Source organism: Leifsonia sp. NPDC077715, assembly GCF_040686855.1.
Classification (GTDB): Bacteria; Actinomycetota; Actinomycetes; order Actinomycetales; family Microbacteriaceae; genus Leifsonia.
Genome location: NZ_JBFBOG010000001.1, coordinates 823,613 through 841,412, shown reverse-complemented (window position 1 = coordinate 841,412; position 17,800 = coordinate 823,613). Strand labels below are relative to the sequence as shown.

Annotated in this window: 17 protein-coding genes; 10 read left to right on the top strand and 7 right to left on the bottom strand. The window is 65.3% G+C overall.

Annotated elements, in window-relative coordinates:
• Nucleotides 1-3 precede the first annotated feature (3 nt).
• Both AB0P25_RS04200 and AB0P25_RS04195 read right to left on the bottom strand, forming a co-directional pair.
• Nucleotides 4-2,577, bottom strand: coding sequence for an AAA family ATPase (locus AB0P25_RS04200; protein ID WP_363805570.1), 2,574 nt, complete (start codon nucleotides 2,575-2,577; stop codon nucleotides 4-6).
• Between the two features lie 494 nt (nucleotides 2,578-3,071).
• On the bottom strand, nucleotides 3,072-3,236 hold the full coding sequence (locus AB0P25_RS04195) for a hypothetical protein (protein ID WP_363805569.1): 165 nt from the start codon (nucleotides 3,234-3,236) through the stop codon (nucleotides 3,072-3,074).
• Between the two features lie 1,107 nt (nucleotides 3,237-4,343).
• Here AB0P25_RS04195 and AB0P25_RS04190 point away from each other — a divergent pair.
• A complete protein-coding gene (locus tag AB0P25_RS04190) occupies nucleotides 4,344-4,757 on the top strand; it encodes a helix-turn-helix domain-containing protein (protein WP_363805568.1) in 414 nt (137 codons plus the stop codon).
• Nucleotides 4,758-4,764: 7 nt separating this feature from the next.
• On the opposite strand, the gene AB0P25_RS04185 is transcribed toward AB0P25_RS04190, so the two are convergent.
• Both AB0P25_RS04185 and AB0P25_RS04180 read right to left on the bottom strand, forming a co-directional pair.
• Entirely contained in the window at nucleotides 4,765-6,246 is a 1,482-nt protein-coding gene (locus AB0P25_RS04185; RefSeq protein WP_363805567.1) for an NADP-dependent succinic semialdehyde dehydrogenase, read from the bottom strand.
• Nucleotides 6,191-7,360: a helix-turn-helix domain-containing protein gene (locus tag AB0P25_RS04180; protein ID WP_363805566.1), complete on the bottom strand. Its 1,170-nt coding sequence runs from the start codon at nucleotides 7,358-7,360 to the stop codon at nucleotides 6,191-6,193. Before AB0P25_RS04180 ends, AB0P25_RS04185 begins: the two co-directional genes overlap by 56 nt.
• A 129-nt stretch (nucleotides 7,361-7,489) precedes the next feature.
• Between AB0P25_RS04180 and AB0P25_RS04175 the strand changes: the two genes are divergently transcribed.
• The 3 genes from AB0P25_RS04175 to AB0P25_RS04165 are packed head-to-tail and all read left to right on the top strand — an operon-like array spanning nucleotide 7,490 to nucleotide 10,844.
• On the top strand, nucleotides 7,490-9,154 hold the full coding sequence (locus tag AB0P25_RS04175; RefSeq protein ID WP_363805565.1) for an NAD(P)/FAD-dependent oxidoreductase: 1,665 nt from the start codon (nucleotides 7,490-7,492) through the stop codon (nucleotides 9,152-9,154).
• Between the two features lie 17 nt (nucleotides 9,155-9,171).
• Nucleotides 9,172-9,963: a glucose 1-dehydrogenase gene (locus tag AB0P25_RS04170; RefSeq protein WP_363805564.1), complete on the top strand. Its 792-nt coding sequence runs from the start codon at nucleotides 9,172-9,174 to the stop codon at nucleotides 9,961-9,963.
• Nucleotides 9,942-10,844: a mycofactocin-coupled SDR family oxidoreductase gene (locus AB0P25_RS04165; protein WP_363805563.1), complete on the top strand. Its 903-nt coding sequence runs from the start codon at nucleotides 9,942-9,944 to the stop codon at nucleotides 10,842-10,844. The genes AB0P25_RS04170 and AB0P25_RS04165 overlap by 22 nt, the downstream gene beginning before the upstream one ends.
• A 164-nt stretch (nucleotides 10,845-11,008) precedes the next feature.
• Here the strand turns inward: AB0P25_RS04165 and AB0P25_RS04160 are convergent, their stop codons facing one another.
• The gene (locus AB0P25_RS04160; RefSeq protein WP_363805562.1) at nucleotides 11,009-11,773 is read right to left on the bottom strand and encodes an alpha/beta hydrolase; all 765 of its coding nucleotides are present in this window, start codon (nucleotides 11,771-11,773) and stop codon (nucleotides 11,009-11,011) included.
• 209 nt (nucleotides 11,774-11,982) lie between these two features.
• On the opposite strand from AB0P25_RS04160, the gene AB0P25_RS04155 reads away from it, so the two are divergent.
• Genes AB0P25_RS04155 through AB0P25_RS04140 form a run of 4 tightly spaced genes read left to right on the top strand, consistent with a single transcriptional unit; the run spans nucleotide 11,983 to nucleotide 14,543 of the window.
• Entirely contained in the window at nucleotides 11,983-12,891 is a 909-nt protein-coding gene (locus AB0P25_RS04155) for an alpha/beta hydrolase (protein ID WP_363805561.1), read from the top strand.
• Nucleotides 12,892-12,902: 11 nt separating this feature from the next.
• The gene (locus AB0P25_RS04150; protein ID WP_363805560.1) at nucleotides 12,903-13,193 is read left to right on the top strand and encodes a YciI family protein; all 291 of its coding nucleotides are present in this window, start codon (nucleotides 12,903-12,905) and stop codon (nucleotides 13,191-13,193) included.
• The gene (locus tag AB0P25_RS04145; protein WP_363805559.1) at nucleotides 13,190-14,242 is read left to right on the top strand and encodes a hypothetical protein; all 1,053 of its coding nucleotides are present in this window, start codon (nucleotides 13,190-13,192) and stop codon (nucleotides 14,240-14,242) included. Before AB0P25_RS04150 ends, AB0P25_RS04145 begins: the two co-directional genes overlap by 4 nt.
• 1 nt (nucleotide 14,243) lies before the next feature.
• Entirely contained in the window at nucleotides 14,244-14,543 is a 300-nt protein-coding gene (locus AB0P25_RS04140; RefSeq protein WP_363805558.1) for an antibiotic biosynthesis monooxygenase, read from the top strand.
• A 10-nt stretch (nucleotides 14,544-14,553) separates the two neighbouring features.
• Here the strand turns inward: AB0P25_RS04140 and AB0P25_RS04135 are convergent, their stop codons facing one another.
• Both AB0P25_RS04135 and AB0P25_RS04130 read right to left on the bottom strand, forming a co-directional pair.
• Nucleotides 14,554-15,252, bottom strand: a complete 699-nt coding sequence (locus tag AB0P25_RS04135) for an SDR family oxidoreductase (protein WP_363805557.1) — start codon at nucleotides 15,250-15,252, stop codon at nucleotides 14,554-14,556.
• Nucleotides 15,253-15,267: 15 nt separating this feature from the next.
• Nucleotides 15,268-16,029 carry a GNAT family N-acetyltransferase gene (locus AB0P25_RS04130; protein WP_363805556.1) on the bottom strand — a complete coding sequence of 254 codons (762 nt, stop codon included), beginning with the start codon at nucleotides 16,027-16,029 and terminating at the stop codon, nucleotides 15,268-15,270.
• Between the two features lie 67 nt (nucleotides 16,030-16,096).
• Here AB0P25_RS04130 and AB0P25_RS04125 point away from each other — a divergent pair, with 67 nt between their 5' ends.
• Both AB0P25_RS04125 and AB0P25_RS04120 read left to right on the top strand, forming a co-directional pair.
• Nucleotides 16,097-17,074 carry a DJ-1/PfpI family protein gene (locus tag AB0P25_RS04125; RefSeq protein WP_363805555.1) on the top strand — a complete coding sequence of 326 codons (978 nt, stop codon included), beginning with the start codon at nucleotides 16,097-16,099 and terminating at the stop codon, nucleotides 17,072-17,074.
• A 79-nt stretch (nucleotides 17,075-17,153) separates the two neighbouring features.
• The gene (locus AB0P25_RS04120) at nucleotides 17,154-17,795 is read left to right on the top strand and encodes an HD domain-containing protein (RefSeq protein WP_363805554.1); all 642 of its coding nucleotides are present in this window, start codon (nucleotides 17,154-17,156) and stop codon (nucleotides 17,793-17,795) included.
• Nucleotides 17,796-17,800 lie beyond the last annotated feature (5 nt).

Genomic DNA, 17,800 nt, shown 5'->3' with positions numbered 1-17,800 from the left:
CGATCATTTGAGGCCGACCGACGCGAGTTCACGATCGCGCGCTGCTATGATCGGGGCGGCGGACGATTGGGCCGCCCGTATGAGTTCGGTCTGCGCTGCCGCTCTCGACTTCTCTATCGTCTCTTCCAGCGGCCGGCGTTGCATCATCTCGACCAGCTGCGAGCTCGCGGAGTCCTCAGTAGGAGCGATTAGTACGGCGGCGTTGTGCTTCTTCCCGCGAGTGAGGCCGACGTAGAGGCCGGCAGCGTCGACGCCTGGACCAACGAGAGCACGATCGGTCGTCTCGCCTTGGACGCCGTAGACCGTCGTGGCGTAGGCGAGATGGATATGCGATGCAGCGTAGTCGAGGCTGACCTTCCGTAGATCGGTCGTGTCGGTGCTCGCTGCCAAGATCGCGTGGTCGTCGCCGATGGTCTTGACGATCCAGTTCTGGCGGTTCTGCACGTCGGCAGAGGTGTCGTTGCGGCGGGTCTGGACAAAGTCACCGACGAAAATTGCCTTACCCGATTGTCCGGAAAGCGCACGTCCGGGGCACACGTCCCCGGACTCGATCCGTCGGCGTTGGATCGCTTCGCTGATCTCCTGGGCTTCGGCATGCGTTGCCGCGACTAGCGCTATCGTCTCGCGATCGCGTGTGGCGTCGAACCACCCTTCGACCATCGCCTCGCGAGCAGCGAGATCGCTATTGGTCAGCACGACACTATCGGTTCGAACGAGGTCTTCGGCGACCCCGTGCATCGCATCCTTGCCACGAGGGTCGCGGAGCCGAAGCGCGATGTCCGCCCAGGCCGGGTCGCTAAAGCGATGGGTGGTCGCGAGCTCCACCCGGTCTGGCGAGCGGCGCCAAAATAAAGCCATGGCGCCCGAGTGCCCGACTGGCAGGGCTTGTTGCTGGTCTCCGACGAGCGCGACGCCCGCGCAAGTGTCACGTATGACATCGAGCAGCGCGAAGGCGGCCTCGAGGTCCAGCATGCCGGCCTCGTCCACGACAATGCGATCGCCAGGGTCGATGCGGGTGCGGGGGCCGCGATAGCTGCCGCCCGTGGTCGGGTCAACCTCGCCAATCGAGAGTCGCCGCCACTCGGTTGCGCCGGATGCGGTAGTCGCCCAACGCCATCCGAACTCGTGGAGAAGCTGGTGGAGGGACGATGATGCGCTCAGTGTTTCGCGTCCGGCGACAGCGGAAGCCTTCTTGGTTGGCGCGACGATGATCATCTTGTGGCCGCGCCGCCGAAGCGCTGCGCCGGCCACTTTGAGCATCGTGGTCTTTCCGGTGCCGGCGGGGCCGGAGATAACGACGTTGCGGGATGTGCCGCCGATCGCGGCCGCGCCAGCCAGCTGGGCTTCATCGAGCGTCCGATCGGGCTCAATCGCCCGTCCGATCGCGGCGACCTCATCCGTGTCCAGGGTCTGCCCCGGCTCGGAGAACGCGTCGACCTTCTGAGCGAGGGTGGCTTTCAATGTGGCGGTGGAGACTGCCATCAGGTGCTTGACGTGCTTCGGGACGTCCGGCTCGGAGATCAGTGTCACCGTGTGCGAGCGCTCCACGACTTCCTCAGCGAGATTCGCGAGGACGTTCCGCTCGGCGACAACGCCGGTGGCGGCGATGGCCCGGAGCGCGCCGGCTCGCACGTCCATCGCGCTGAAGCGACCACCGCTGCCGGTTGAGCGGGCGTCCGCGTCGACAACGGCCTTGGCTGCCAGCATTTCGATGTCGAGTTCCTCGACGGCAAGAGGATGCAGTGTCGCAGGAGAATGCTGCATTCCAATGGTCGGGTCGGCGGAATGTAGTTCTTCACGGACGAATGCGGCCCAGTCGTCTTCGTCCAGCTCGCCTGGCTTGTTGGGCCGGCCGACGGCCCACGCCCATTGGTCGATCTGGCTGAGCACATCGTGGGACGGTTCCTGCCCGGGGTGCTGCCGCCTCCACCAAGCGGTGCGGGCAATCTTGTTGGCCTCGATCTGTGCGGACCGCTTCGACAACGGTCGCACCAGGTGCTGCAGCTGGGCGATCTCTCCGTCCTCGTTGAGGGTGAACCCTTTCGCGGCGAGGGCGCCGATCCATGCGGGGTCGGTGCGGGAGGCGAGGTCGCCTTCGGCGTTGATCATGTTCTGGAACCGCAATGCGACACGAGTGTCGATGTTGGACCACTTGCCGTCGACGCCTTGGACTTTGACGTTGAGCCACAGGTGGCGATGCTTGTGCGGGTCCAGAGACCGGGAGCGCTCGTGCCGGAGCTCGACGACTTCAATCCGGGCCAGGTTCTCGCGGATGGCGCCGCCTCTGCCGCGGCGAGCGTTGAGCTCCGACTGCCACAGCTTCACAATCCGATCGCGGAGCCGGTCTTGGAGGTCCTCGTAGGCGGCGGCCAACTCGGGGTCGAGCATGGCGGCGATGGAGAACGACTTCGGTGCGTTGATCGTCGCATCCAGAATCAAATCCGCGACCGGGGACTCGAGGTCGCGGCCCCGGCGCCCACCGGTGAGCGGGTCGATCGCGTCTACCCATTCTCTGAGCTGCTCTCGGGTGAGGAGGTCGTCGCGGATGCTCCCGTTTTCGACGATGTACCGGGTCATCACCGCGTCGGCGTAGCCGGCGGCCGCGATGACCCCGTCGGCGGTTTTGGCGGTGAGGGTGGCGTCACAGACCCCGCTGAAGGCGTAGTTGACCGCTTGCTTGACTCCGTTGGACCGCTGTCCTCGCTTCCATCTGGCGACTCCACCTCGCAAAATGCACTTACCTCCCTCACGCGTTGTTTCTGGACTTCCGAAGCCAGGCAGTCTCGTCGTGTCGGAAATTGCCCTCTACTTATAACTTCCGGTTCGGCGATGGGTTTCGCGCGCATTTGGCGCGCGCTGCTGCTTTTCACCGAAACCGCTCCCTCCCCGAACGGCGACGACCGGCCGCATCCGGCACGCCAGCGACCTGGCAGGCGAGTTTCCCTGCGGGGCTGCGTCCGAGTCGAATGCCCTCATACCTACACGTTGTGTTTCCAAGCCGGTTTTGACGCGCAAAACCGAAATCAGTCGCTCCGGCCCAAGCTGAGGCCCCAGCCGGGTGATACCGAGGGCTAACCCGATTCCCTTTGGGACCGCCGATGTGCGGCGACCCGGGCCAGATTCACGAAGGGCACGCACGCTGTTTCGGCGGTGAGTGCGGCCAGCCGTCCGATGGAGGTGTGCGGGTCGGCGGCGATCGCCCACCCATCCGCCACGTAGTGGCTGACGGTCTCCACGCATTCCTGCTTCTCAGCGGCAGTCGGGTTCGAGGGCCCTTCAACCCCTATGAGTCCGCAGTGCAGTTCTGAGGCCATGTCTCTGGTGTCGATGATGAATACCCGCATCTCACTCACTCCCAAGGTCGATCGTTTTGAGTGCCTTTCCGGCGGATGATCGAGAGCGAGTGGACGGTGTGGAGTGCCGGGACCGTGGAGTACCGGGGGAGCGGAGCGGAGGAGGATACGCCGCGAAAGCCCGGCATGGAGCACCGGGAGCGAGCTACGATCGGGCGACGGAAAGGCCCTCAAACCCAACAGGGCCGGGCCGCGAGCGGCGTCCTCGAACAGAGACATCGGCCGCAAAGGATCTGGCGCAGGGGTCGCGCACCGAGAGTCGGTTACGGCCGTTGGGCGTCAAACTGCAGCCCGCAAGCAGACGCTTTCGCCCACGCGTAGGTGTGTTCCTGGAGTCGCAAGATTGAACTCCAAGCATCGGGCAATTCGCTGCAACCAGGTTGACACTGGACCCTTTGTGAACCAGGCCGGCGCGGGCCGTTCCACTTAAGTGCCTACGTGCATTCGCTCTTTCCCGTTCTCTTTCTTTCTCTTGGCTCCCTCCTTCCCTTCTCTCTTCGTTACCTGTCTGGTTTCCCTCTCCATTCGTCGTTGTTTGTTCCTCCGCTTCTTTCGTTTCGTCTCTCCCATTCGGGTCTCATCGTTCGTTCGTTCGTTCGCTTCGACGCGATCCCTCCGCGGCAGCCGCTTGCCCGACGTGAGAAAGGCCCGGCCCGATGAGCGGGGCTCCTCTCTCGCGGAGCTTCTAATGGTGATGTTCGATGAACTCCGCGCTGGGATGAGCCGTTTTCAGCACGAGCGCCGCGGCGTCTCTAATGGCCTCGACCTGTTCGTCTGCCCGTGCCGTGATTTAGCCGCCGCTGTACGCGCTGGTGTCGAATGCGGTCAGAACGACGCTTTTCCAGAGGCGGAAGACGACACCGAGATCCCCCGGATTGCGGTCGCGCAGTCTGAAGGCAGGCATACTGGTCAGCTCACTGCGTCTGTACTCTTAACAGAATGCGTGAGACACGTACTCCGGACCCCAGGGTCTGCTCCATCCAGTCCGCAATGGACATCTTGGGCGGGCGATCGATGTTGGTGGTTCTGCGCGAGATTTTGCTGGGCGTGACCAAGTTCGACGACATCGTCGCGAATACGGGGGCCGCGCGCGACGTCGTCTCGCGCCGTCTGCGCGAACTTGAGGAGGCGGGGCTCGTTCAGAGGGTTCGTTACTCGGACCACGTCAAGCGCTTCGAGTACGTCCCGACTGAGTCCGGTGACGCCTTGTTCGCAATGCTTCAGCTTCTTAGGGCTTGGGGCGATGAATTCGCCCGCGAGCCGGGCGACACTCGCGTCGCGCGGTATCAGCATTCGTGCGGTCAGCGGCTCTACCCGAAGGTGGTGTGCCGCGCTTGTGATGGAGAGGTCACTGCGGAGTCCGTCTCCCTGATACGCGACTATCGCGCATCGGACGCGGCGTGACCGCATCTCACGCCCGCCAGATCGTCTTCAGATTGCAGAATTCACGAATGCCGGCCGCGGCGAGCTCGCGCCCGTATCCGGAGTCCTTGATCCCGCCGAAGGGTAGCTGGGCATAGGACACGGTCATCCCGTTGACGAAGACGGCGCCTGCATCCAGGGACGCCAGAAAGGCGTCGATTTCCTCCTCATCGGCAGACCAGAGGGACGAGCTGAGACCGAACGTTGTCTGATTCGCGATTCTGAGTGCTTCAGCCGGGCTGTCTACACGGTACAGGGAAGCTACCGGACCGAACGCCTCCTCCATGACAAGTCGTGCATCGTCCGGAAGATCCGCCACCAAGGTCGGCGCGTAGAACCATCCCGGGTCCTCGGGTGCGTACCCTCCTGTCAGGATCGTCGCCCCGCGTTCTCGAGCGTCCTCGACGAGGTCCACCAGGTCCTGGCGGCCGCCCTCCGTTGCGATCGGTCCGACGTCGACGCCAGGGTCGAGCGGGTCGCCCACGCGGAGCGCGGCGAACCGCTCGCGCAACAGGCTCGCGAACTCGTCGTAGACAGCGTCGTGGACGATGAAGCGCTTCGCGGCGATGCACGACTGGCCGTTGTTCTGGACCCGGGCGTTGACGGCCACCTCGGCCGCTCTCTGGATGTCCGCGCTCGGCATCACGATGAACGGATCGGACCCACCGAGTTCGAGCACGGCCTTCTTGATGTGCGCTCCCGCGACCGCCGCGACTTGCCGGCCAGCCGGCTCGGAGCCGGTGAGAGTGACCGCCTTAATCCTCCGGTCGACAATCACCGGCTCGACAGCGGCAGCGCCGACGAGCAGGACGGAGAACGAGCCGGCGGGGAAACCGCCGCGCTCGAAGATGTTGTCGAGGTAGAGCGCGCACTGCGGGACATTCGACGCGTGCTTGAGGAGCCCTACATTCCCTGCCATCAGCGCGGGAGCCGCAAATCGGATGACCTGCCAGAGCGGGTAGTTCCACGGCATGACGGCGAGGATGACCCCCAACGGCTCGTAGCGCGCGGCCGCGGAGGACGCTCCGACGACGGCCGGATCCGCCAGGTGTTCGGTCGCGAGGAAGTCCTCCGCGTTCTCCGCATAAAAGCGCATGCCCTTCGCGCACTTCATGGCCTCGGCGCGAGCCTGAGCGATCGGCTTGCCCATCTCAGTGGTCATCAGCACCGCCAACGACTCAACTTCGGACTCCAGAATGTCAGCGGCCGCGCGCATCCACTCGCCGCGTTGGGCGAAGGTCGTTGATGCAAGGAGCCGCACCGCTTCGTTGGCACGGGCGATGCGTCGCTCGATCTCGTCCGGGTCGTGCGGCTGGAACGTCCGTTCGGTCGCGCCGGTGGCAGGGTTGACGGTGGCGATTGCCAAGGGGGTGCCTTTCTTATACGTGCTCGGGGATCGGAACGAGGGCGTCGGATCAGGCAGCGCGGCTGCTTCCGCGGTACTCCGCTGGTAGGTCTTCTCCGAGGGCATCGAGCTTTTTGTAGAGGGTCGATCGAGCGATTCCCAGGAGATCGGCTGCGACCAGCTTGTTGCCCTTTGCCCGCTGCAGCGCAAGCAGAATCGTCTGCCGTTCGTCGTGCCGGAGAGACCCGATCGACCCGGCCGATGCAGCGCGGCGCGGAAGCTGGACAGATTGCGCGGCGATGATCCTTGACGGCGATGCGACAGCCGCGGCGCGGAGCGTGGTGGCGAGCTCGCGGAGGTTGCCAGGCCAGGAGTAGGACAACAGCAGCTTCCGGGTCGAGGGGGCGAGCCGATACTCCCGGCCCGGAATGGACTGGAGCAGCCGGTCTGCCACGGTGGGGAGGTCCTCAATCCGCTCTTCGAGGGAGGGCAGATGGATGCGGCCGAGCACCATCCGCGCGATGGCGCTGTCGTAGCCGCGGTCCGAGCACGTGACCACGATCGGCGCGTCGAACAGCAGTCCCTCGAGCAGGTGCGCAACGCGGTCTGCCTCGTCGTCGGACAGCGCGTCCGCGTGCAGCAGGATCACGGCACTTCCGACCTGCAGGGTGTCTTCGAGGGCCGCGATCGAGTGTCGGGCCGCGTCGAAGATCGCGAACTCCACGCCGGGGAAGCCGGCCGCGAGAAGGTGCTTGGCGACGTGGCTCTTGCCAGTCCCCGGTGCGCCGGAGATCAGGGTCCCGGCCGTGGAGCCCAGTTCTCGTGCCAGCTGATGCTGGGCGAGCGTCGCCGGGACGCTTTCGCCGGGAATGACCGCGCGCAGGTCGCTGCTCGGCGATGCGGTGTCCTCTACGGCCGGATTGAAGTCGAGCAGGACTCCGGCCAGGCCGGACTCGCGAAACACGGGTGTGCACAGCAGCACGACGTTCTTGCCTCGGACATCGAGCTGCGTAACGAACGGCGTCTCGCTCGCGACCTCGTGACTGATCTTCTGCCAGAGCGCGGCGTGGTCTGCGGCGAGCAGGCACTTCGCCGCTCGAGGGTTCGCCATCAAGACGTGGTCGTTGAGGGCGCAGAGGGCAGCGGTGTGGGGGCCGGACGAGGCGAAGAAGGCGGCTGCGAGCAGGGAATCGGCGAGCTGCGCCTCGGTGGAGATAGCGACGGGCGGAAGGGTGACCATCTCGTTCCTCACTTCATTGTTCGGGAGTTGGTCTTATAATGCTACCTACTTGGGCCTCTCGGTGGAATGCGTCTCCTGTCCGAATCTCGGACAGCGGGCCGCCCGGCCGGCAGACCTAGCGTGCATCCCATGACAGATACACAAGCCAACAGCGTTGTTGATGCGGTCGTCGTGGGAGCAGGAATCTCCGGGCTCTACTCCGTCTACCGCCTGCGCAAGTCGGGGCTGACAGTCCGCGGCTTCGAGCGGGGCAGTGGCGTGGGCGGAACCTGGTTCTGGAACTCCTACCCCGGCGCCCGAGTCGACATCGAGAGCAAGTTCTACTCGTACTCCTTCGATGACGAGCTTCAGCAGGATTGGACGTGGAGTCACCGGTATGCGTACCAGCCGGAGATCCTCGCCTACCTGAATCACGTCGCCGACAGATTCTCCCTCCGCGAAGCCTTCACCTTCGACACTGCCGTCGTGCGAGCAGCCTGGGACGATGCCCACGCACGCTGGAACGTCACGACCAGCGCCGGCGAGGTCATCACCGCCAAGTACTTCGTCAACGGCGGCGGTGGCCTCTCAAACACGAACCGGCCGCCCTTCCCCGGCACCGACGTCTTCCAAGGGCAGATCTACCACTCGGGTGAGTGGCCGTCGGACGGCGTCGACTTCTCCGGGAAGCGGGTTGGGATCATCGGTACGGGTTCGAGCGGGATCCAGATGATCCCCATCCTCGCGGAGCAGTCCCAGCAACTGACCGTCTTCCAGCGCACCGCCCAGTACGCCGTTCCGGCGTGGAACCGTCCGATCGACGACGACGAGGTTACCGAGATCAAGAAGAACTACCCCGAGATCCGCCAGCGGGTCCGGGAGTCCTTCTTCGGGATCGACTTCGAGGTTCCCGACCACGGTGCGGTCCAGGCAACCCCCGAGGAGGTCGAGGCGCAGCTCGACTTCGCGTGGAAGCGCGGCGGCTACATGATGCTCGCCGCCTACCCCGACATCGTCCTGAACAACGACTCGAACAAGATCGTCAGCGAGTGGGTCTGGAAGAAGATCCGCGAGCGGATCAAGGACCCGGAGACGGCCGAGAAGCTTCGCCCGAAGTACCCTTTCGGCGCCAAGCGTCTGTGCGTGGACACCAACTACTTCGAGGCGTTCAACCGGGACAACGTCGACCTCGTCGATCTGCAGGAGAATGCCATCGATCGCCTGGTCGAGAAGGGCGTGAAGCTCGCCGACGGGACGGTCGTGGAACTCGACATCCTGGTCTTCGCGACCGGCTTCGACGCCATGACCGGGGCCCTCCTGGGGATGAACATCACCGGCGTCGGCGGCCTGCCGCTCCGGGAGCACTGGGCGAACGGACCGAAGAACTTCCTGGGGCTCACGATCTCCGGGTTCCCCAACCTCTTCATGATCACCGGACCCGGAAGCCCCTCGGCGTTCTACAACCTTCCTCCGGGGATCGAGCAGCACGTGGACTGGATCGGCGCCTGCATCGACTTCCTCGAGGCGAACGGCTACGACTACATCAACGCGACCCCGAGCTTCGAGCGCGCGTGGACCGACCACGTCACCTGGCTCGCCAACCAGACGATCTTCACGCAGGTGAAGTCCTGGTACAACGGCCAGAACATCGAGGGCAAGCCGAATCAGTTCCTCATCTACGCAGGCGGCGGCATCACCTACCGCGCGTTCAGCGAAGAGACCATCGCCGCCGCCGGCTACCGAGGCTTCGAACTCGGCACGCTGGAGGGCGGAGCCGAGCACCCGAACGAGCGCCTGCTCGCCGGCGCCCTCTGAACGAGAAAGGAAGAGTCATGGGTTTGTTCGAGGGCAAGGCAGGTCTTGTCACGGGAGCCGCTGGCGGGATCGGTCGAGCGTCGGCGATCGCGTTCGCGGCCGAAGGCGGAAGCGTCGTGGTCTCCGACCTGGAGTCGAGCAGGGAGCAGGCGGAGGAAACCGTCGCGATCATTGAGAGCGCTGGCGGTCGGGCGATCTTCGTGCCGGCTGATGTCAGCCACAACGAGAGCATCAAGAACGTCGTCGACCAGACGGTTGCGACGTTCGGCCGGCTGGACTTTGCGCACAACAACGCGGGCATCGTCGCAATCGGCGGCGTTACCGACATCGAAGAGGCGGCCTGGGATCGGGTGTTCGAAGTGGACGTCAAGGGCGTCTGGCTGTCGCTCAAGCACGAGATCCTCTACATGCGCGAGCATGGCGGCGGAACGATCGTGAATACCGCCTCCGAGTCCGGGCTGACGGGCACCCCTCTGGCCAGTCCGTACGTTGCGGCAAAGCATGCCGTTGTCGGGTTGACGAAGACCGCGGCAGGTGAGGTGGCGAACCAGGGCATCAGGATTAACGCGATCGCGCCCGGGTCCGTCTGGACGCCCATGATGGCCTCGGCGCCGTCCGAGGTGCAGGAGCTCCTTCTCGCACCGCAGCCCATCCATCGCATGGGAACCCCCGAGGAGATCGCGAACTCCGTCATCTGGCTGTGCTCCGACCTCTCGTCGTACGTGACCGGGATCACCCTTTCGATCGACGGCGGCGCTCTCGCGAACGCCCAGTCCTACGACCCGACATGGAGCCCTTCGGCGGCCTGAAACTGGGTTCCATCCAAACCAGACCAACAACGAAATTGAGGAGAAGGACCATGGGAAGAGTCGATGGCAAAGTCGCCGTCATTACCGGCGCTGCACGAGGACTCGGGCGGGCGTTCGCGCTGCGTCTGGCGGAGGAGGGCGCGGACATCATCGCCCTGGACATCGGACGGTCAGTCTCGGCGGTTAGCTACGACCTCGGGTCGACGGACGATCTGGACGAAACCGTCGAACAGGTCGAGAAGCTCGGCCGGAGTGCGGTCGCGGGCCGGGCGGACGTCCGCGACAGGCTTGCGCTGAAGGAGATCCTCGCCGGCGCTGTCAAAAAGCTCGGGCGCCTCGACATCGTCTGCGCCAACGCGGGCGTGTTCACGGGCGGCGCCCTCGAGGATGTCAGCGAGCAGGATTGGGACACGACCCTGTCCATCAACATCTCGGGCGTCTTCAACACCATCCAGGCCGCTGTGCCCCACATCCGGGCGGGCGGCGCCGGCGGTTCGATTGTCATCACCAGTTCCGCGGCCGCCGACCGTGCGCTGCCGAACGTGTCGGCATACGCGACCACTAAGGCCGCCGTCACGGGACTGATGCACAATCTGGCGGTCGAACTCGCCCCCGACAGCATCCGGGTGAACGCGGTGGCCCCGGCAATCGCCAACACGAAGATGGCGCTGAGCGAGGCGTCCGTCGGCACGTTCCTTCCGCATCTCGACAACCCGACGGAGGAGCAGCTGCGCGAGGGCTTCAGCGCCTTGAACGTGAGACCGAATACGCCCTGGGTGGAGCCCGCGGACGTGGCCAACGCGGTGCTGTTCCTCGCCTCCGAGGAGTCGCGATTCGTTTCCGGTCTGCAGCTGAAGATCGATAACGCATTCAGCGCCTAAGCGATGCAAAAAGCACTTCGGCCCGGACCTGTAAGGTCCGGGCCGAAGTCGTTTGCCGCGCAACACCGCCCGACGAATCGTTTGCCGCACAGACCAACGCCCGGACGGCTCCAGCTGGGGGAACAGGAGCGGTCCGGGCGCGGTCCGCGAGTTCAGGACGTGGCCTAGAACTCGTTCTCGATGATCTCTGCCAGGGCGGCGGGGTTCTCGATCATCGGGTAGTGACCGGCCGAAGGGATCTCGATCAGAGTCGCATTCCGCAAGGCCGAAAGGGTTTCATCGAGATAGGCGGGGGTGACGAACGGGTCCGTCTCGCCCCATAGCACTGTCACGCGTCCGCTGTAGTTGCCGACCTCGTCGATGAAGGAAGGACTGGACGTCCAGTTGTGAAGGTACTTCTCCCAGGTCGCCTGGCTCATCGACGCTCGGTTGCGGGCGACGAGGTTGGTGAGGTCGCTGTCTGACATCTGCGGGGAGAGCGCGCCCTTGATCGCCGCGCCCGGGTCCGCCCACGCCGCATTGAAGCTCGCGTAGGTGTCAGAGTCCAGGGGAGTGCCTGCGGGAGAGACGGGCGTCACTGCGACGATGTTCGTCACGCGGTCGGGGACGAGGGTGGCGACCCGCAGGGCCGTCTCGCCGCCCATCGAGTGGCCCAGGATGCCGAACGTGTCCCAGCCGAGGGAGTCCGCCGCCGCGATGGCGACGGCTGCCATTCCGTCGATCCCCTCGGCCAACGGCTCCTCGCGAGCGACGCCGTAGCCCGGGAAGTCGACATAGGCGAAGGTGAACTGCTCGACGTTCAGTTTGGCGCGGGTGGCCAGCCAGACGTTCGCGTCGAGCGCCCAGCCGGGAAGGACGAGGACACGGCTCGGACCGGTGCCCTCGACCGCTGCGACGCTCGGCGTCGTCTTCGTGATGGTAGAAGCCATCGTTGGTTCCTCCGTTTTCGAGATCCGCCCTCAACTCTGTGGGCGCGTGAGGCGACCCTACGGTGACCCGAGCACCGCCACGCTGTCCATAATCCGGACAATGCACGGCGCGGAATCCCGCCTTTACTGGTACTCGATGTACCGCCGAGTCGTTCGTGCGGACCCGTTCGATGGAGGTAAAGATGCCACTCGACCCCACAGCACGCGCAGTGCTCGACATCCTGGCTGAGCAGGGAGTGCGTTCGTTCGAGACGTACGACGTGGAAGGGTTCCGGGGCCTCGTCGAGGCCTTTGCGGGCCTCCAGGCTCCGAAGCAGGATGTCACTTCCGTCATCGACTACGACAACAACGGACTCGCCGTCCGCGTCGTGGTGCCCGCGGGAGCGGGTGACGAGCCGCTGCCCATTATCGTCAACTACCACGGCGGTGGATGGGTGGGCGGTTCCCTGGACGTCGTCGAGGAGCCCGGGCGCGCGCTCGCGAATGCGACGGGCGCCATCGTCGTCCTGCCGGAGTACCGGCTCGCTCCCGAACACAAGTTCCCGGCCGGGCCAGACGACGCCTTCTCGGCACTGAAGTGGGCAATCGCCCACGCCGAGGAGATCGGTGGAGATGTGGCACGCGTCGGGGTGATGGGGGACAGCGCCGGCGCGACGCTCGCCGCCGCGACTGCGGTGAGGGCGCGCGATGAGGGGATCGATCTCGCCTTTCAGGTGCTCGAGTACCCCGTCATCGACGGTGCCGAGAACACAGAGAGCTTCGTGGAAATGTCCGAGGGGTACCTCCTTCATTCCGCGGCGGGGCCGTACCTGTGGGGGCACTACCTCAACAGCCCGGAGGACATCAAGCACCCCTACGCTTCGCCCTCGCACGCCGATCTGACCGGCCTCCCGCCCACGCTCGTCATCACACTCGAATACGACCCGACCCGGGATGCAGCCGAGCTCTTCGCCGTCCAGCTCAAAGAATCCGGTGTTCCGACGACCCACGTGCGGATCGATGGGCTCATCCATGCATCAGGCTGGATGTCGGGAGCGATCCCCCGGAGTGCCGAGATCCTGGACGCGGCGAGCCGTTTCATCCAGGCCGTGCTCGAGCCCGCTGTGGCCGGGCGCTAGGAGGAGGAACCGTGGCTCTGTTCGCTGTTATCTGGACGTACACAGACGACGCGGCTCACCTCGCCGCCCACAAGCCGGCGCACGGCGCCTTCTTGAAGGAGCTCGCCGCGAGCGGCGCTCTCGTCGAGGCCGGCGCTTGGGCCGACCGGTCGGGCGCGCTGCTCATCGTCCGGGCCGACTCCCCGGAACAGGTGGACGACCTGCTGGCTACCGACCCGTATGTCGTGGAAGGCGTGGTGATCGGTTCGGACCTCCACGAGTGGGTGCCCATCATCGGGGCCCTCGAGCAGCCCACGCCGTGACTGGCCCGCAGACAGACGAGCCGGGCGCTGCCGAGGTGGACCTCGTCCGATCGCGTCTGACTATCGATCTGTTCTCGGTGCCGCTGGGGGTGGCGGCCCTGGGAACCTCGTGGACGGTGCTGGCACCGGCGCTTCCCGGCGCTGCCTTAGTGGGCGATGTCATCGAAGTCCTCGCCGCCATCGGATGGGTCGGAATGACGTCTGTCTACGTCGCCCACGTGATTAGAGATCGAACCGGGCTCGCCGACTTCCGGCACCCGACCTGGGGACCACTGACTGCGTACATCCCTGTCATTGGGATGATCGTTGCCACCCACTTCGTGGTCCGGACCGGCCTGGCGGAACTTGGGTATGTGATCGTGGCCTTGTCCGCGCTTCTCCTCCTCGTCGAAGGCTGGCTGCTCCGCACATGGGTCGTCGGCCGGTTCGCGTTCAATAGTTTCCATCCCGGCTATTTGCTGCCGCTGGTCGCGGGAGCCTTCGTGGCGAGCCTCGGTCTGGCCGTGGCCGGCTTCGACACGGTGGCGTGGGCTGCGATGGGGGTGGGATTCTTCTTCTGGGTGGTAGTCGGAACGGGCGTCATCGGCCGTTTGGTGTTCGGCCCGCGGCTACCCGATGCGGGGCGCCCGACGATCGCCATCCTGTTGAGCCCGCCCGCGACCGCCGCATCCGCGTGGTTCGCACTCGCTGGAGGCGAGCCGGGACCCGTTCTGTACATGATCCTCGGAGTTCTGGCGATCGTGCTCGTCAGTCAGCTGATGCTGCTCCCGGTATACCTCCGATCGCCGTTCTCTCTCGCATTCTGGGCTTTCACCTTCCCGCTCTGCGCCACCGTGACCGTCGCCGTCCGGATCCTCGCGGTCGCGCAGCCGGCGGCCTGGGGCGCAACATCCGTGGGGCTCGTCCTCCTGGCGTCGGCCGTGATCACAGCGATAGGTGTCCGATCGTTCGGAGTGTTGAGCGCGAAGTCGAGACCACCTACCAAAGTCAGTCGGCGAAAGAACCGACTCAAGAGAGCGGCCCAGCGGCCCACAGCAAAGGAGTCATGACATGCCCAAGTTTGGTTTTCTCGTTGAGTTCGAGGCTCTGCCAGGGCAGGAGGAGTCCGTCGCCGAGTTTCTCGTCGCGGCCAAGAAGCTGGTAGACGACGAGCCCGGCACGCTTGCCTGGTTCTCGTTCCAGACCGGGCCAGCGGCCTTTCGGATCTTCGATGCGTTCGAGACCGAAAACGATCGAGCGGCACACCTTCAGGGCAAGGTACGCCAAGCGATCGAGCGACAAGCGGAACAGCTCTTCACCGCGTTCCCGACGATCACTCCGGTCGACATCTTGGCGTCGAAGCTCCCCTGACGACTCCGGTTCAGCGCAAGGACGGATAGAGGGCAGACAGCGGCCCGCTCAGTGCGGAACGGACGTCCCTGCTCACCTGGTCCGTGAGGGCCTCATACTCATCGGCTGCAACCGCTTCATAGATTCGGGCGACGATGTCGGCGGGGTCCGACTTGTCGACACTGAGCCGGGCGGTCATGGGAGTGTCGGTGTATCCGAGATGGGCGCCGACGACGAGAGTGCCCTGAGGGGCGAGCTCGAGGCGGAGCGAGTTCGTGATCGACCACAGTGCCGCCTTCGACGCGGAGTAGCCGCCGGCGATGGCGAACCAGCTCAGCACCGAGTGCACATCCACGAGTGCGCCGCCGCCCTGTGAAGCCAGCGTCGGAGCGAAGGCCTTGGCGACCCGGAGAGCTCCGAAGACGTTGGTGCGGAACAGACGCTCGACCTCCTCGACGGATGCGTCGAGGAGCCGGTTGGTTCCGCTGACCCCCGCGTTGTTGATGACGATCGACGTGTCCGCCGCCGACTGGGCGGCCGCTTCGACGCTGTCCTGGGAGGTGACGTCGAGGGGCAGCGGGACGATTCTCGGGTCGTCCCAGTCCCGCGGAGTCCGCGCGGTCGCATAGATCTTGGTCGCACCGAGCGCGATCCCCTGGCGGACGAATTCGGCACCGAGTCCTCCATTCGCGCCCGTGACGAGAATGACTGAGCCCTGGATGTTTGTCATCGCATTTCTCCTTTTCTATTGCTCGATCGATGCATGGGGATCGCCCGCATGCACGACGACGATGCTCATGCGTCGTCGCACCCGGAAACCCAGGCGCCGGTACAGCGTTACGGCCGGGTTGGCCACCGTCACGTGGAGGAATGGGCGGTGTCCGCTCGATCGCATGCCATCGAGCACGGCACGAGTCACCCTCGTGCCGAGTCCGTCTCCGCGGTGGAGCGGATCAACGCTCACCGCGCTGACCTCTCTCCAGTGGCCGGTGTCGAAGCGCTCGCCCGCCATGGCTACCAGACCGCCTTCGTCCGCGGGCAGGCGGACCCCGACGTATCGGCCGAGCTCGATGGTGCGCGGTAGGAAGGGCCCGGGGCGGGCTCGCTCCACGAGGCGGAGCATGTCCCGGACATCGTCCGCGCCGAGCGCTCGAACGCCGTCGTCATGCAACTCGCCCCACGTGACGCCATCGTGGGTCATCTGCAACACATCGAAATCGGTCTCGATCCTCCAGCCTTCCGGTACAGCCGAAGTCGACACTCCCACCAGCGCGACCGGTCGTCCGGCGCTGAGTGCTTCGAGGTCGTCCCATGCGGAGGGGTCCCCAGGATGGGCGAGAGCTGCGAACGGCGCTACCTCAGCGTCGTATGCGGCTGCCGCGCCCAGCACGGCGGCGAAGCGGCTGTGCGGCCCATTCAGCGATGCCCACACGGGATTCTCGAGCTCGTCATCGTCGGGATACGAAGCCTCATCCGCTCTCGTCGCGTTCGACTGTTCTTTGGCCACCACTTCACTCTATTATGTCTGTCGTCATACATGAAGGAATCATCGCCGCCGCGGAGAGGAGTTCCCGATGGGAGGCGCACATCGTGTCGGGTTTCTCGTCTTCGAGGGTGCGAAGATGCTCGACATCGCAGGACCTTCGGAGGTCTTCGCAGAATCGAACCTGTCCGGTGGGAAGTACGAGATCTCGATGCTCACCACCGACGGCGAGGATGTCCGGACCTCGATCGGGGTCCGCATCCCGGCCGACGGTTCAGCTTTCGAAGACCGAAGATGGGACACCGTCCTCGTCGCCGGCGGCGAACCGTACCCTGGGCGCCCGGTGCCGCAGGAACTCGCGACTGCGACCCGACACCTGCGGGACAGGTCCGCACGCATCGGATCGGTCTGCTCCGGCGCCTTCATCCTCGGGGCCGCCGGTATCCTGGACGGCAGGCGCTCCACGACGCATTGGAGACACGCCGCAGAGCTGGCGCGACGCTACCCGAAGACGACAGTGGAGCCGGACCGGATCTTCGTGAAAGACGGCACCACCTACACCTCGGCCGGGGTGACGGCGGGAATAGACCTCGCTCTAGCGCTGCTCGAGGAGGACCACGGAAGCAACCTCACCCGCAGCGTCGCCCGTTCACTCGTCGTCCACATGCAGCGCCCCGGCGGTCAGTCCCAGTTCTCAGCAACACTCGACGGTCCCGCGCCAACGACGTCCGCCCTTCGCGCGGTCGTCGAGCGGATCGGAGCGGATCCCACGGCGACGTACTCGCTCGACGTGCTCGCCTCCATCGCCCGCGTCAGTCCCCGACACCTGACGAGGCTCTTCCGCGACGAACTGGGGATCTCCCCTTCGCGGTATGTGGAGAAGATCAGGCTCGAGTTGGCGAAGTCACACCTCGACGCCGGGCTGTCCGTCACCCTCGCGGCGGAGCTCTCCGGATTCGGGTCGTCCGAATCCCTCCGTCGGGCTTTCGCCCACCACCTGAAGATCTCACCGCTCCACTACCAGCGACGATTCCGCTCCGCCCAGCAACGACGCGACCCGCTCGCGTGATCCGGTATGTCCCGATCAGTGGGAAAGAGGTCCGGACCTGCGGTGTGCGACCCCCCTCGCGAGCGGGATGCTTCAGAACATGCCGACAGAGAAGATCGCGGGGATAGCGATCCCAGACACCGAGATCGTCCGCAGCGCCACGGCGCTCGTACGGGACACCACCGATGACCTGATCTACCACCACTCGCGTCGCGTGTTCCTGTTCGGGAGCCTCCAGGCGCTCGCGCTCGATATCGAGCCGGACCCCGAACTGCTCTATGCCGCGGCCATGTTTCACGACACCGGCCTAGTCCAGCCGTACCGCACCGACAGCCAGCGCTTCGAAATCGACGGAGCAGACGAAGCGCGCGACTTCCTGGCCACGCACGACGTCGCCCCCGCCGACGCGGACATCGTGTGGACAGCGATTGCCCTCCACACCACCCCGGAGGTCGCGTATCGAATGCACCCGGTCGTTGCTGCGACCACGGCCGGCGTGGAGTCGGACGTCCTCGGGCTGAACCTCGACAACATCCCGCGCCGCCTTCGCGAGGAGGTGGTCGCCGCGCATCCACGCCCCCGCTTCAAGCAGCGCATCCTCTCCGCCTTCAACGAGGGCTTCAAAAACCGGCCGGAGACCACCTTCGGCACCGTCAACGCGGACGTCCTCGTCCACTTCGACCCCGAGTTCACGCGGACCGACTTCGTACAGGTCATCCTCGACTCCGACTGGCCCGAATAGCGCCG

What these genes read in the sequence shown, in the direction of transcription:
- AB0P25_RS04170 (WP_363805564.1), top strand. Translation starts at nt 9,172, where the DNA reads ATGGGTTTGTTCGAGGGCAAGGCAGGTCTTGTCACGGGAGCCGCTGGC.
- AB0P25_RS04120 (WP_363805554.1), top strand. Translation starts at nt 17,154, where the DNA reads ATGCCGACAGAGAAGATCGCGGGGATAGCGATCCCAGACACCGAGATC.
- AB0P25_RS04135 (WP_363805557.1), bottom strand. Translation starts at nt 15,252, where the DNA reads ATGACAAACATCCAGGGCTCAGTCATTCTCGTCACGGGCGCGAATGGA.
- AB0P25_RS04200 (WP_363805570.1), bottom strand. Translation starts at nt 2,577, where the DNA reads ATGACCCGGTACATCGTCGAAAACGGGAGCATCCGCGACGACCTCCTC.
- AB0P25_RS04160 (WP_363805562.1), bottom strand. Translation starts at nt 11,773, where the DNA reads ATGGCTTCTACCATCACGAAGACGACGCCGAGCGTCGCAGCGGTCGAG.
- AB0P25_RS04165 (WP_363805563.1), top strand. Translation starts at nt 9,942, where the DNA reads ATGGAGCCCTTCGGCGGCCTGAAACTGGGTTCCATCCAAACCAGACCA.
- AB0P25_RS04125 (WP_363805555.1), top strand. Translation starts at nt 16,097, where the DNA reads ATGGGAGGCGCACATCGTGTCGGGTTTCTCGTCTTCGAGGGTGCGAAG.
- AB0P25_RS04175 (WP_363805565.1), top strand. Translation starts at nt 7,490, where the DNA reads ATGACAGATACACAAGCCAACAGCGTTGTTGATGCGGTCGTCGTGGGA.
- AB0P25_RS04190 (WP_363805568.1), top strand. Translation starts at nt 4,344, where the DNA reads ATGGACATCTTGGGCGGGCGATCGATGTTGGTGGTTCTGCGCGAGATT.
- AB0P25_RS04185 (WP_363805567.1), bottom strand. Translation starts at nt 6,246, where the DNA reads ATGCCCTCGGAGAAGACCTACCAGCGGAGTACCGCGGAAGCAGCCGCG.
- AB0P25_RS04140 (WP_363805558.1), top strand. Translation starts at nt 14,244, where the DNA reads ATGCCCAAGTTTGGTTTTCTCGTTGAGTTCGAGGCTCTGCCAGGGCAG.
- AB0P25_RS04180 (WP_363805566.1), bottom strand. Translation starts at nt 7,360, where the DNA reads ATGGTCACCCTTCCGCCCGTCGCTATCTCCACCGAGGCGCAGCTCGCC.